Source organism: Prochlorococcus sp. RS04, from assembly GCF_001989455.1.
In the GTDB taxonomy this organism is placed as follows: Bacteria; Cyanobacteriota; Cyanobacteriia; order PCC-6307; family Cyanobiaceae; genus Prochlorococcus_A.
Map to the genome: position 1 here is coordinate 586,583 of NZ_CP018346.1, position 12,532 is coordinate 599,114.

At 30.2% G+C, this 12,532-nt stretch carries 17 protein-coding genes; 9 read left to right on the forward strand and 8 right to left on the reverse strand.

Annotation, left to right across the window (positions count from 1 at the left end; all coding sequences use genetic code 11):
• Position 1: 1 nt before the first annotated feature.
• Together BS621_RS03415 and psbN are read right to left on the reverse strand one after the other, a co-directional pair.
• Positions 2–130: a photosystem II reaction center protein I gene (locus BS621_RS03415; protein ID WP_002805124.1), complete on the reverse strand. Its 129-nt coding sequence runs from the start codon at positions 128–130 to the stop codon at positions 2–4.
• 108 nt (positions 131–238) lie between these two features.
• Positions 239–391 carry a photosystem II reaction center protein PsbN gene (psbN, locus tag BS621_RS03420; RefSeq protein ID WP_011817745.1) on the reverse strand — a complete coding sequence of 51 codons (153 nt, stop codon included), beginning with the start codon at positions 389–391 and terminating at the stop codon, positions 239–241.
• Positions 392–471: 80 nt separating this feature from the next.
• Between psbN and psbH the strand changes: the two genes are divergently transcribed.
• The 3 genes from psbH to BS621_RS03435 all read left to right on the forward strand — a co-directional run bounded on the left by psbH (position 472) and on the right by BS621_RS03435 (position 1,676).
• The gene (psbH, locus tag BS621_RS03425; RefSeq protein WP_002805661.1) at positions 472–672 is read left to right on the forward strand and encodes a photosystem II reaction center phosphoprotein PsbH; all 201 of its coding nucleotides are present in this window, start codon (positions 472–474) and stop codon (positions 670–672) included.
• Positions 673–812: 140 nt separating this feature from the next.
• Entirely contained in the window at positions 813–1,415 is a 603-nt protein-coding gene (gene pth, locus BS621_RS03430; RefSeq protein ID WP_077141818.1) for an aminoacyl-tRNA hydrolase, read from the forward strand.
• A 3-nt stretch (positions 1,416–1,418) separates the two neighbouring features.
• Positions 1,419–1,676 carry a DUF3146 family protein gene (locus BS621_RS03435; RefSeq protein WP_077141819.1) on the forward strand — a complete coding sequence of 86 codons (258 nt, stop codon included), beginning with the start codon at positions 1,419–1,421 and terminating at the stop codon, positions 1,674–1,676.
• Here BS621_RS03435 and BS621_RS03440 read toward each other — a convergent pair.
• The 3 genes from BS621_RS03440 to ntcA are packed head-to-tail and all read right to left on the reverse strand — an operon-like array spanning position 1,657 to position 3,834.
• Positions 1,657–2,094 (reverse strand): hypothetical protein, encoded by a 438-nt coding sequence (locus tag BS621_RS03440; RefSeq protein WP_025933056.1) that lies wholly within the window; start codon positions 2,092–2,094, stop codon positions 1,657–1,659. The two genes, BS621_RS03435 and BS621_RS03440, sit on opposite strands and share 20 nt — an antisense overlap.
• Positions 2,095–3,060, reverse strand: coding sequence for a DUF3084 domain-containing protein (locus BS621_RS03445; RefSeq protein ID WP_077141820.1), 966 nt, complete (start codon positions 3,058–3,060; stop codon positions 2,095–2,097).
• A 39-nt stretch (positions 3,061–3,099) separates the two neighbouring features.
• Positions 3,100–3,834: a global nitrogen regulator NtcA gene (gene ntcA, locus BS621_RS03450; protein ID WP_025971688.1), complete on the reverse strand. Its 735-nt coding sequence runs from the start codon at positions 3,832–3,834 to the stop codon at positions 3,100–3,102.
• Positions 3,835–4,033: 199 nt separating this feature from the next.
• Here ntcA and BS621_RS03455 point away from each other — a divergent pair, with 199 nt between their 5' ends.
• The 3 genes from BS621_RS03455 to thyX are packed head-to-tail and all read left to right on the forward strand — an operon-like array spanning position 4,034 to position 5,847.
• On the forward strand, positions 4,034–4,615 hold the full coding sequence (locus BS621_RS03455; RefSeq protein ID WP_077141821.1) for a cob(I)yrinic acid a,c-diamide adenosyltransferase: 582 nt from the start codon (positions 4,034–4,036) through the stop codon (positions 4,613–4,615).
• Positions 4,616–4,619: 4 nt separating this feature from the next.
• On the forward strand, positions 4,620–5,213 hold the full coding sequence (gene dcd / locus BS621_RS03460) for a dCTP deaminase (protein WP_025933052.1): 594 nt from the start codon (positions 4,620–4,622) through the stop codon (positions 5,211–5,213).
• Position 5,214: 1 nt separating this feature from the next.
• Positions 5,215–5,847, forward strand: coding sequence for an FAD-dependent thymidylate synthase (gene thyX, locus BS621_RS03465; protein ID WP_077142654.1), 633 nt, complete (start codon positions 5,215–5,217; stop codon positions 5,845–5,847).
• A 3-nt stretch (positions 5,848–5,850) separates the two neighbouring features.
• Here thyX and BS621_RS03470 read toward each other — a convergent pair whose 3' ends face one another.
• Positions 5,851–6,396, reverse strand: coding sequence for a thioredoxin domain-containing protein (locus tag BS621_RS03470; RefSeq protein ID WP_077142655.1), 546 nt, complete (start codon positions 6,394–6,396; stop codon positions 5,851–5,853).
• 137 nt (positions 6,397–6,533) lie between these two features.
• On the opposite strand from BS621_RS03470, the gene BS621_RS03475 reads away from it, so the two are divergent.
• Positions 6,534–7,892 (forward strand): phosphoglucosamine mutase, encoded by a 1,359-nt coding sequence (locus BS621_RS03475; RefSeq protein WP_077141822.1) that lies wholly within the window; start codon positions 6,534–6,536, stop codon positions 7,890–7,892.
• A 1-nt stretch (position 7,893) separates the two neighbouring features.
• Here the strand turns inward: BS621_RS03475 and trmB are convergent, their stop codons facing one another.
• Positions 7,894–8,523 (reverse strand): tRNA (guanosine(46)-N7)-methyltransferase TrmB, encoded by a 630-nt coding sequence (gene trmB, locus BS621_RS03480; RefSeq protein ID WP_077141823.1) that lies wholly within the window; start codon positions 8,521–8,523, stop codon positions 7,894–7,896.
• 122 nt (positions 8,524–8,645) lie between these two features.
• Here trmB and BS621_RS03485 point away from each other — a divergent pair, with 122 nt between their 5' ends.
• A complete protein-coding gene (locus BS621_RS03485) occupies positions 8,646–9,269 on the forward strand; it encodes a DUF3177 family protein (protein WP_077141824.1) in 624 nt (207 codons plus the stop codon).
• On the forward strand, positions 9,229–9,564 hold the full coding sequence (locus tag BS621_RS03490) for a DUF7734 family protein (RefSeq protein WP_077141825.1): 336 nt from the start codon (positions 9,229–9,231) through the stop codon (positions 9,562–9,564). Before BS621_RS03485 ends, BS621_RS03490 begins: the two co-directional genes overlap by 41 nt.
• On the opposite strand, the gene ileS is transcribed toward BS621_RS03490, so the two are convergent.
• Positions 9,561–12,467: an isoleucine--tRNA ligase gene (gene ileS / locus BS621_RS03495; protein ID WP_077141826.1), complete on the reverse strand. Its 2,907-nt coding sequence runs from the start codon at positions 12,465–12,467 to the stop codon at positions 9,561–9,563. The genes BS621_RS03490 and ileS overlap by 4 nt on opposite strands.
• Positions 12,468–12,532 lie beyond the last annotated feature (65 nt).

Consider the following 12,532-nt stretch of genomic DNA (forward strand, 5'->3'; position numbering starts at 1 on the left):
ATTAATCTTGAGGACTTTCTAGATCTTTTCTATTTGGGGTTCTTGTTGGGTCACTTGCTAAAAATCCGAAAAGAAATATTCCAACAAAGAAGAAAACGATTGTGTAAACAGAAATTTTTAAGGCAAGCATGGAATTACTAGTGCTGACAGATTTATATCCTATTAAATTTATAATTAAACTATGGTTAATTGTTTACTTTTTGTATTTTTGGTAAATTTTGAAATACTTTAAGGGAGACTAATCGTCATGATCATCCCAAGGATCAGTAAGCTTTGCTGCTTTAGGTCCAAAGGCAGTCCAAAGACCAAAACCGGTCAAAGCTAAGAGTAGGGCCAGAATTGTCACAGCTATAGAAACTGCAGGATCAGGAGCTGATGATAAAGTTTGCATCAATTTTGCTAAGTTTGTAAACAATTTATGTATAAGTTCTTATACAATAGCGAAATAATATTCGATTTTGTGAATTTAACATGGGTCAAAAAACAGCATTAGGAAGTCTTCTAAAAGCAATTGGCAATTCAGGTCAGGGGAAAGTTGTACCTGGTTGGGGAGCAGTACCTGTCATGACAGTAATTGGTCTACTACTTTTGGTTTTCTTAGTTATTCTTCTACAAATTTATAACCAATCCCTTCTGCTACAGGGTTTCTCAGTAGATTGGAACGGAAATTAAATTTCTGAAAATTTCTCAAAAAGTTATTTGGTTAATGTTAAAATTGCCAAGTAATTTTTTTTTAAATTTTTGTTTTATTAATTAGTTATAGTTTGTATATATTAATAATTCTCAAACAAAAAGAGATTTAGAAATAAACAATGAAAGAAATATTTTTAATTGGATTGGGAAATCCTGGCAAAAAATACTCAAAAAGTAGACATAACATTGGTTTTTTACTGCTTGAACAATTCTCGAAAAAATATAATTCAAATTTCTTACTAAAAGATAAGCTTAAAAGTTCCTGCTCAGAATTCCAAATCAATGATTCTACTTTCAGATTATTCTTACCAAATACGTTTATGAATAACAGTGGTGATGCTGTCCGCGCAATAGTTGATTGGTACAAGATCAATTTAGATCAGATTTTCATAATAGTCGATGATAAAGATCTTCCCCTTGGAAAAATAAGATTTAGAAGAAAAGGAAGCTCAGGGGGACATAACGGGCTTAAAAGCATCATTGAACAATTGCAGACACAAAACTTTAAAAGAATAAGAATTGGTATTGGGTCACCTCCTCTCATAAAAGGAAAAAATAATTTTAATACCATTTCACATGTATTAGGAAATATTTCTCTAGAAGAAAAATCAATCTTAAATAAAGTGTACAAGAGAGTAATTGAATCTCTTGAACAAATAAATACTAAAAAAGAAGAATATATAATTAATGAATTAAATTCTTTTGACAAAGACCAACCTTAAGAAATGCGTTCAAAACCTGAAACTATCGCAAATGTAAGTGTTAGGAAATATTGCTTCTCTAAAAAGCAAATTCAGGGGGTTGTGGAAGCTAGTCAATTTAAATGGACTTTTACATACTCCTTTAATAAGGGTCAATTAAAGGTAGATCCACCTTTAGGAAGAGCATTAATTGAGAATGCCTTATTGAAATTTTTACTAAAAAAAGATTATGAACTAGAAACAGGGAATGAGTATAAGTTCACTATTTCAGCCAAGTTTTAAAATCTAAATTTTGATTCAAAGTAAACTTCATTTTGCAATAATCCTCTAAAATTATTAGAGCTGATATAGCATCAAGGTTTTTATTAAGAATAAAAACCTCTCTTGGAATTAAAAACTTGAGACCACTTATTGGAAACAGTTCGAAATATCTTGCTTTAGCCCTGTAGGTAGTATTCTTTTCCTCAAAAGTTATTATTTCTTTTTTAAAAAAATCTAGTTTTTCTCTGATCTCCCTGTTAGTGGTACCATTGCCAATAATAATTTGTGATATTTCCTCAGCAGTAATTAAATTTCTGACATAATTCCCAAGTAATTCACTTTTAAGAATTATCGCTTTATAAACTTTTTTCTCACTTATTTCAGCTAATACTAAGCCACATTTACTTTTTCCGGGATCAATAGTTATTACTCTAGACATTTAAACTGCAATCTTTAAAATATTAATTTCAACGACTATAGGTTCTATAGTTTTACTATCTCTTAAAGATACTACTTCCAACTTAAATTTGATATTTTGATTTTCTTTAAGAAAGTCTCTAATTTTTTTTACAAAATTTCCACTTGTATTAATTTCACTAACTTGCGACCCTTTTGACTTAATTTCATCTCTTGTTTCTCTAAGCAATGATTTAATTTTTAGATTTATTGATTTACTATTTAAATCACTTGCTTCCAGAATAGAACTTGTAATAATATCACCTTTTTTGACTATAAATTTATTCTCTAATAAATCTGGAGATACAAAAACATAATTATCTCCTTTTAAAACATTTGTTGCTGATTTAATTAATAAAACCCAGTTACCTCCGCTAGCAGCTACTGTCTCAATCTTTGTAATATCACTGGGTCTCCACAAAAGAATATTTCTTGCTTTTTTATTATTTGGGATAACAATTTTTCTAACAAATTTATCAGCTTCATTAAAGATTTCTGTTAAGTTAAGTTTTAAATTTGAGCTGGAATCAACCTCAGCAATAAATAAAGTTTGTCCTCTTTTAATAACGATATTTCCTCTCCTAAATTCTTTAATATTATTTTTTAATTGATTTAACTCCTTTTCTTTTTGAATAATTTTACCCTCAAGTTCTTTTCGTTCTTCCTGTAAAGGGATTAATGCCTTTTTACTTTCATCTAAAGTTTTTTGCAAAAAAGGAATATCAACAAAAAGCCTTTGTCTGAATTCTTCACTTGCTAAAATCAATAAACCTATTGATATTGAACTAATAAATCCACCGGTAAAAATAGTTATAATAGTTGCTGTTTTTTTCGGTCTTAATTTTAAGATACTAAATCTTGCTTTACCAATCTTTGTTCCAAGAATATCCCCAAATGGCGCAATTAATCCCCCAAGTAATATTAAAAAAACAATTAGAATCCAAGCCACACTTTTGTATATACTCAATACATCATAATTTATGATGAATCAATTAAATCTTTTTGCAAGAGCAATTGGATCAAACACTGTGATCTTTTTTCTTTCAATATTAAGAAGACCTGAATCCTTTAAATCACCCAATAATCTTGTAATGGTTACTCTTGTAGAACCAATAGCTTCAGCAATTGCCTGATGTGAAAGCCTTAAATCTATTGTAATACCTTTTTCACCTGCAACTCCAAAGTCTCTACAAAGGACCATTAAAAAACTCACTAAACGAGAAGACATATCTCTATGTGTAAGAGTTTCTATCATTGTTTCAGTTTGCAGGATCCTACTTGAAAGCCCCTGTAAAAGTAATAGTCCTACTGAGGCATCTTCCTCTATAGCTCTTAAAACAGAATTTGCAGGTGCTGTTATCATTTCAACTCTTGTGAATGCTATTGCATGGTAAAAACGATCAGATCTATGGCCTGTAAGCAGGGATAAAACACCAAAGAGACTATTCTCTCTTAAGAGAGCAACAGTTATTTCCTCACCCGACTCATAAACTCTTGAAAGTCTTACTGCGCCTCTTCTTATAAGATAAACCCTTTCAGCAGGGTCACCGGGGAAGAATATTGTTTTAGATCTCTCAACCATTTCTGTACTTGCACCATCTAGACCTTTAATAACTTCCATTAAAGTTCTATTGATTGGAAAACGTTCTCCAACAGAGTTAATTTTACTTTGTCCGGATTGTTGCGAACTAAAGCGGTTGAATCCTCGTGAAGCAGGTATCATAAATATCTTGACTATTAAAAAATTTAAGGAGACACCCTGAAATATCTTGTATCAACAGTAACAATTTTCAATTCTTATCGGTTTATCAACAAGCTTTTTTCATTCAGTTTCAAGTTGCTTAAACCTTTTTTAAGTAAAATTACACTATATGCAGCGTTAATAGATTCTAATTATACTGCATGTAGAAAGAATCTAAATAATGGTAATTAGCTCATCTCATATTTATTCCAAAGGTAACCTTGATGTTTTAAAAACAAATACTGATAACAAAATTAACCTAAAAAAATTTCCACAAAACGGACAAATCCAAATCTATCAATCTTCATATAGAGGTAGCTATACATCTATCATTAGAGACTCTCTAAGAAATGCTGCTCTTGGCAGAAAAGTGCTACTAATACAATTTATGAAAGGAGGGGTAAAGCAAGGAGTTGATCATGCAGTAAAGCTATGCGGTAATTTGACCTGGGTAAGATCATCTCATTCATATGATCAATATAATTCTGAAGCAATTGAAAATAATAAAACTTTAAAAAAATCTATTTATGAATCTACTATTGAATTATGGAATTTTTGTAAAAGAGAACTACAGTCTGGAGAAAATGATCAAATCATACTTGATGAAATTTTTTTAGCTATTGACATGAAATTTATCGATAAAGATGATTTGATTTCAACACTTGAAAACCGATTTATATCAGGAGATGTAATCCTTACTGGTACAGATATACCTAAAGATTTATTATTAATGGCTAACCAAATTACCGAACTTCGCTCATAAAACAATGCTAAAAAATGATCTCTGGATAAATCAAAAAGCTTCGGAAGGTATGATTAAACCCTTTCAATCAAATTTGGTGAGACATCTTGAGCCTGACAATAAACAAAAGCCAGTTTTGAGTTACGGATGTTCCTCTTATGGCTATGATTTAAGACTTTCATCTAAAGAATTCCTAATTTTCAGACATATCCCTGGGACTGTGATGAACCCCAAAAAGTTTAATCCCAATAATTTAGAGAAAACTGTTCTTCACCATGATAAAGATGGAGACTTTTTCATTCTTCCTGCTCACTCCTATGGTTTAGGAGTTGCTTTAGAAAAGATGAAAGTTCCAGAAAATATTACTGTAATTTGTATAGGCAAGAGTACTTACGCCCGACTTGGAATTATTGTTAATACAACGCCCGCAGAGGCAGGGTGGGAAGGTCATTTAACTTTAGAATTTAGTAATAGTTCTGGTGCAGATTGCAGAATTTATGCTGAAGAGGGTATTTGCCAACTACTCTTTTTTGAAGGTGATCCGTGCTCTACAACCTACGAAGATAGAAGAGGTAAATATCAAAACCAACCAGAAAAAGTAACTCTTGCAAAGATCTGAAATGAGTAAAGTTGAACTAATTTCGCTAACTCCTGATGCAGAAAAAACAATGGCTTACATTGCAAGAGTTAGTAATCCAAAAAATCAGGAAAATGAAGACTATTCTAAATTATTGAGTTATTGCATTAAAAACGAACATTGGAGTGTTTTTGAACAATCATTTATGACCTTGCAAATAGAAACTAACAGAGGAATAGCTGCCCAAATTTTAAGACACAGATCATTTACTTTCCAGGAATTTTCACAGAGATATGCAGATAGTTCTCAATTGGGAAATATCCCTTTACCAGACCTAAGGCGTCAAGATTTTAAAAACAGGCAAAATTCAATTCCCGATCTCCCCGATGAATTAAAAAAAAGATTCAATGAAAAAATAAGTTTACATTTTCAGGCTGCTTCAGAATTATATGAAGATTTACTTGCTGAAGGCGTAGCCAAAGAATGTGCAAGATTTGTTTTACCATTAGCAACTCCAACAAGAATCTATATGTCTGGATCATGCAGATCGTGGATCCATTATATTCATTTAAGATCAGCTCACGGCACCCAAAAAGAACACATGTCTATAGCCCAAAATTGCAAGTCTATTTTTAAAAAAAGTTTTCCGATTGTATCAAAATCTTTAGAATGGTAAAAATCATCCATGACTGCGGGGATTAACCTCATTGTTTTTATTTTCTTGTATTATTGAAAATTCAGAATTAATAATTTCCTCATAAGGTTTCTCTTCTTTTTTTAAATTATTAATAGATTTTCTTATTTTTATTTCATCTTGTTTACCAATAAAAGTAGATATTAGATTACCCTTTTCATCAAAAAGATTAACTTGAGGAATCCCGTTGACAGCAAATTTCTGGATGTAATTACCCCATTTTTTATTATCAACATTTAAAAAAACAAAATTAATATCTTTTTCGTATTCATCTTTAAAAGCAGAAACTTTTGGAGCCATTTCTTTGCAAACTTCGCACCACTCAGCATAAAATTCCAGAAATGTAGGCTTATTATTTGTAAAAGCTATTTCAGGGTCAACGGACAATTCTCCAAAACTCTTTAGAAGATAAGTTGATTTAAAAAAGAAATTTCTAAACAAAAAAAGTGAAATGATAACAATAGATATAATTAAAATAAGTATTGTTTTTAAATTTGTTTTTAAAATTTGCTCTCGACTCTCAGATTGCACTATTAAGAAATTACTAACTAAAAGCATCTTAAATAAGTTAAACAAATATAGAGAATTAAAATCTACAAGCTTTTAATCAACTGATAAAATAATAAATAAATAATTTTCAAAATTTCTTTAATTCCTGAAATCTAATTATGCAATCAATCTTTGGAACTGATGGAATAAGAGGAAGATTTAATGAAGAGATAACCTATTCACTAGCCTACAAAGTGGGATACGCTTTAGGTTCGATCTTAGAAAAGAAAAGTCCAATTATAATAGGGAGAGATACAAGAATTAGTGGAGATATTCTTCTTCAGGCAATAACTCAAGGTATAAACGATAGTGGTAAAAAATTTATAAATCTTGGAATCTGCCCTACCCCAGCTATACCTTTTTTAATCAAACAAGAAGACCTAAGTAGTGGGATCATGATATCTGCAAGTCATAATCCGCCAGAATATAATGGCATAAAAATTTTTGATCATAATGGTCAAAAAATTACTAAATATTTTGAAAATAAAATTCAAAAATTAATTGAAGAGTCAAGTCACAATATCTCAGTTCCTAAAAAAGTGATCCCCCTAAATACAAATAAAGATCTCATTGATATTTATATCAAAGGCCTAATCCAAACAATGGGAGGAGAAAATCTAAGCGGGTTGAGAATAATATTAGACACATGCTATGGATCAGCAGCAACCTGCGCAAAAAATATTTTTCAATCTCTTGGTGTTGATGTAAGAGTTATCAATAATTCTAAAAATGGGTTAAAAATTAATTTGAATTGCGGTTCTACTAACCTCGAACCATTAAAAAAAGCATTAAGAGAGAGTCCTGCAGATATGGGTTTTAGCTTCGATGGGGATGCTGATAGAGTAATTGGCATAGATTCAAAAGGGAATGTTTTAGATGGAGATCACATTCTTTTTCTTTGGGGTAGAGAACTTTTGGAACAAAAAATGCTCACAAATAATTTACTAATATCAACGCAAATGGCAAACTTAGGTTTTGAAAAGGCCTGGAAGAAAATTGGAGGAATTTTATATAGAACTAATGTAGGAGATAAACATGTGCATGATGCAATTAAGGAAAAAGGAGCAGTTTTAGGAGGTGAGCAGTCAGGTCATATACTTTCAAAAATTAATAACTTTTCTGGAGATGGGATATTGACTGCACTTCAAATTTCTAAATTTTGTAAAAAGAAAAATATTAATTTAAATGATTGGCTTAAAAGTAGTTTCGAACCTTATCCTCAAAAACTAACCAATATCAATCTAAATTTTAATATTAATAAATTAAATTCAAAAGACAAAATCTTAATTGATGAATCTATGAAAAATATTCAGGCAATATATTCGGATAATTGTAGAGTTTATATAAGGCCTAGCGGTACAGAACCGGTTATGAGAGTTCTAGTGGAGGCCAAAAACCATAACAAAGTTGATTCTTTATCAAAAGAAATAACAAATAAACTCTTTTTAGAAATTGATAAAATAACAAATCAAAGATGAATTAAATTTTTATATAAATTTTTTCATAAATATCAAGTTGGTTAACAATCACATACTTTTCTCTATCAGTTTTAACTTTAAATGGATTAAAACTTTCGGAACAATTAAAATCTTTTTTATCTATTGTTTGAAAATGAAAATTACTCGATATAGTGCAATCCATATAATCGAATAAATCCTTTACATCTGTTTTTATAAAAATTAGGGTGCCTTTTTGCAATGAATTTGAGAGTATATTAATAAATCCTGGCTGAATTACACGCCTTTTATAATGCCTCTTTTTAAACCAAGGATCAGGGAAATTAAAAGAAATACTTTTTAGATTTTTGATAATAAATTTATTTTGGACATCATTCAAAATATTATTAGCATTGCCAAATATAAAATTTAGATTTTTGATTTCTCTTTCAATAACTTTTAACTTAGCATTTTTGACTAATTTCTCACGGATTTCAATGCCTAAATAATTCCAACTGGTATTAACAAAAGCTAAATCAAATAGAAACTCACCAGCAGCACAACCTATATCCAAATGAAGGTTCAATTTAGAATCACCAAACATTTCGCTCAAAGAAGGTATTCTTTCAATTTGATTAAAATTACTACTAAGAGGATTAACATGCTGTCTCATACAATTATCAATATATTCCTAGGCAATAATATAAGGATGCATAATATTCATAACTATGACAATAGTAAGTTCAAAAGTAACAGTTTGATGTTTAATTATTATGTGTTTAAAAAGAAAAAGTTTTGAACGTTTTTAATCAACTTTCTATTTGGGTATCCTTTCAACTTTCAATAATTTTCCTTATTGGTATTCCTGTTACTCTATCTTTCTGGTCATTTAAAAAAAGAAATAAAGCAGTTACTAAACTTCTATCAATTTATTGGAAAGTCTCCCTTTTATTTTTTATAAGCCTTCTACTTTTAATAGGAAAATATAATTATGCTCTTGTGATAACAAATATTTCAACATTATTAATAACAGCTTCAGTTTGGTTTTGGAACGATATTAATGATGAATTAAGAGAATATGATTTTTCTTACTACCTTACAACAACGACAAAAATATGGAGATGGACGATAACTTTTATATCTCTCAATTTCTTTATTCAGAGTTTAAAAAACTTAACCTGCTTTTCTTTTATTAATTCAGAAACTTGTGCAATATGGCTTCAGCCTTCTTCAAATTTATACATTATTATCAAAAATTTATTTAATTTTTTCTTTGGAGCTAACTTTACCCAGCCGATATCAAAATTCTTAGGATTATTCGCATTATTAATCTATATTTTAGGCATTTTTCAATGGTCAATAATCAAATTACCTAAAAATGGAAGAAACTCTTGCTTCTCAGAAAATGGCAAAAATTGATTTAATAAATAGTCTTGAAAAAATAAGTTCCGAGATACCTGATAGGGTACTTAAACTAGAGGGATTTATTCTAAAAGAAAATCAAAAAGAACAATTAGAAATAATTATTTTTAGAGGATTCAGCAGCTCAACAACTCATCCAATTGAAATAGATTCAGAAAAAAAAGTAATAACACTTTCTCATATGATTACAAACTTTAAACTTTATAAAGCACCGTTAACAGAAACCGAAGAAAATTTTATCAGAGAAAATCAAAACTTAGTTTTCTTTTTGAATCAACAAAACTGGATTTAAATAAATTCAAAATTAATAATATTTGAACATCTTTTGCATAATTTTGTATTTTGGACTCCATTAAAAGTTTCTTTTTGATAATGCCAACATCTATCACATTTTTGACCTTGAGCTTTATTTATTTGAATTTTACCAAGAGCATTGTTATCAATAATCAGGGAATTCTCAGCCAAATCGGATACAACTTCGAAATTTGATACTATAAGCCAATCTCTAAACAAATCTACATCTTGATTGCCAAATTCTTTTAGCCAAGTAAGTGAATCTTTTAAAGCTTTATCTTCAGGTAAATAATTAACTTCAGTTTCCAAAGCTGCTCCAATTATTTGTTTGTTCCTACATCCTTCTATAGCCTTGTTAATTTCAACTCTCAAATTTCTTAAATTTGCAATGTGCTCATTAAGTATTTGATTTTTCCAGGACTGCGAAAATATTGGCCATCCTCTTTGAAAGACTGATTTTTCTTTAGTTAGATATGGAATATTTTGCCAAATATCTTCAGCCATATGACAAAGTACTGGAGAAATAAGTACGGCTAAATTTTCAACAACTTTTGACATGACGAACTGGCAAGATCTTCTCCTAAATTGTGATTTAGAACTTACGTATAACCTATCCTTTGCAATATCCAAATAAAAATTTGATAGATCTACAACGCAAAAACTTTGCAAAATTTGGAAAAATTTTGAAAATTCATAATTTTCATAAGCATTTGATATTTGATCCGTAACCTCAACTAATCTGCCTAACATCCATTGATCTAAGAGAGGCAATTGCTCAATTTCAAAACTATCAATTTTAGGATCATAATCATGAATATTACCTAAAAGATATCTTGCAGTATTACGAACTTTTCTGTAAACGTCTGAAAGTTGCTTGAGTATATTTGAACCAATTGGAACATCTACTGAATAATCTACAGAGCTTACCCATAGCCTTAAAACATCCGCACCATAAGCAGGATCAGTTTTTTTATTATTACCTCCATTAATAATTATATTTGGGTCAACAACATTTCCTAAAGATTTGCTCATTTTTCTTCCGTTTTCATCAAGTGCAAAACCATGAGTTAAAACTTTCTTATATGGAGGTTTATTATTGACTGCAACAGATGTTAGCAAAGATGACTGAAACCATCCTCGATGTTGATCTGAGCCCTCTAAATAGAGATCTGCTGGATACTTTAATTCTTTTCTTAGTTCACATACTGCGGCCCAGCTAGATCCTGAATCGAACCAGACATCCATTGTATCTGTTCCTTTTTTCCATAAATCAGATTCTTTTAAATAATTTTCTGGCAAAAGATTCTTGACATCCCAATCCCACCAAATATCTGCTCCATGTTCGCTAAAAAGTTCTTGAATATGATTAATTATCTCTTTGTTAAGGAGAATATCATTACCATTTTTTTTATAAAAAACTGGAATAGGGACTCCCCATGACCTTTGTCTAGAAATACACCAATCTCCTCTACCAACAACCATAGAGTAAATTCTTTTCTTTCCAGTCTCTGGCATCCATTCAACATCTTCTATTGCCTTTAATGCAGATGATCTAAAGCCATTTACAGATGCAAACCATTGTTCTGTTGCCCTAAAAATAGTTGGTTTTTTGGTTCTCCAATCATAGGGATATCTATGCATATAATTTTCTTTGAATAGAAGCAAATTATTTCCTTTTAAATATTCAATAATTAAATCATTTGCATCTTTCAGGACATTTGATCCTTTGAATTGACCAGAATATTCATTTAAGTTACCTTTTTCATCAACCACACATGTTATTGGTAAATCATATTTTTGACCCACATTAAAATCATCTATCCCATGACCAGGAGCAGTATGAACAATTCCAGTCCCTGATTCTGTAGTAATATAATCTCCTCCAATTACAATTCTGCAATTTTTATTCTTAGAGGGATGTTGATATTCAATATTTTCCAATTTAGAGCCTTTAACTTCTAAAAGCACCTTGAAATCTTTATTCAATTTCTTACTTATTTCAGAAGATAAATCCTTAGCAAAAAGGTAAATTCGCTTCTCTTCATTGATAGCAAAAACGTACTTTATTTTTGGATTTACTGCAACAGCTTCATTTGCAGGTATGGTCCAAGGAGTAGTGGTCCAAATAGTTATGAAAGAATTATTTTGAAAAAAATCTTTTTTTATATCAAGATTTTCTTGGATGAAATTTAATAGAATTTCCTCAGGTATTTTAGTGATTTTTAATGAAACATAAATACTTTTTGAATAATGTTCATCCGGGTATTCTAATTCTGCTTCTGCAAGTGCAGTCCTTGAACTTGGACTCCAATGAACAGGTTTAAGACCTCGATATATATAACCATTTAAAAACATTTTCCCAAATACTCCAATCTGAGCAGATTCATAACTTTTCTTAAGAGTTAAGTAAGGGTTATTCCAATCTCCCCATATGCCCCACCTTTTGAACCCCTCCTTCTGATTATTAATTTGGATATGGGCATAATCTGTTGCTTTTTTTCTTAAATTTAGAGTGTCAAGATTCTTTCTTTCATCAGATTTTAAATTCTGAAGAACTTTTAATTCAATAGGTAATCCATGACAGTCCCAACCAGGTACGAAATGAACCCTAAATCCTCTTAAGGTTTTGTACTTATTTATTATGTCCTTTAAAACTTTATTAAGGGCATGACCCATATGAAGCGCCCCATTTGCATAAGGAGGGCCATCATGTAATGTAAATATTTCGCCTGAATTGCTTGAACCTAATTGGAAATCAATATCATTGTTAGCCCAAAAATTCTGAATCTCAGGTTCTCTTACAACTGAGTTAGCGCGCATGGAGAAGTCAGTTTTTAATAAATTTAAAGTTTCTTTATAAGAAAAGTCTGATTTTTTTTCTTTGTTATTTTGAGATTTCATAGGACGATATAAGAAATATTGGTGATCAAAAGAATTATTTTAATAAATCTAATACATTATATTCT

Excerpts from the sequence above, each read along its gene's own strand:
- BS621_RS03415 (WP_002805124.1), bottom strand. The coding sequence starts at position 130 with ATGCTTGCCTTAAAAATTTCTGTTTACACAATCGTTTTCTTCTTTGTT.
- psbN (WP_011817745.1), bottom strand. The coding sequence starts at position 391 with ATGCAAACTTTATCATCAGCTCCTGATCCTGCAGTTTCTATAGCTGTG.
- psbH (WP_002805661.1), top strand. The coding sequence starts at position 472 with ATGGGTCAAAAAACAGCATTAGGAAGTCTTCTAAAAGCAATTGGCAAT.
- pth (WP_077141818.1), top strand. The coding sequence starts at position 813 with ATGAAAGAAATATTTTTAATTGGATTGGGAAATCCTGGCAAAAAATAC.
- BS621_RS03435 (WP_077141819.1), top strand. The coding sequence starts at position 1,419 with ATGCGTTCAAAACCTGAAACTATCGCAAATGTAAGTGTTAGGAAATAT.
- BS621_RS03440 (WP_025933056.1), bottom strand. The coding sequence starts at position 2,094 with ATGTCTAGAGTAATAACTATTGATCCCGGAAAAAGTAAATGTGGCTTA.
- ntcA (WP_025971688.1), bottom strand. The coding sequence starts at position 3,834 with ATGATACCTGCTTCACGAGGATTCAACCGCTTTAGTTCGCAACAATCC.
- BS621_RS03455 (WP_077141821.1), top strand. The coding sequence starts at position 4,034 with ATGGTAATTAGCTCATCTCATATTTATTCCAAAGGTAACCTTGATGTT.
- dcd (WP_025933052.1), top strand. The coding sequence starts at position 4,620 with ATGCTAAAAAATGATCTCTGGATAAATCAAAAAGCTTCGGAAGGTATG.
- thyX (WP_077142654.1), top strand. The coding sequence starts at position 5,215 with ATGAGTAAAGTTGAACTAATTTCGCTAACTCCTGATGCAGAAAAAACA.
- BS621_RS03475 (WP_077141822.1), top strand. The coding sequence starts at position 6,534 with ATGCAATCAATCTTTGGAACTGATGGAATAAGAGGAAGATTTAATGAA.
- trmB (WP_077141823.1), bottom strand. The coding sequence starts at position 8,523 with ATGAGACAGCATGTTAATCCTCTTAGTAGTAATTTTAATCAAATTGAA.
- BS621_RS03490 (WP_077141825.1), top strand. The coding sequence starts at position 9,229 with ATGGAAGAAACTCTTGCTTCTCAGAAAATGGCAAAAATTGATTTAATA.
- ileS (WP_077141826.1), bottom strand. The coding sequence starts at position 12,467 with ATGAAATCTCAAAATAACAAAGAAAAAAAATCAGACTTTTCTTATAAA.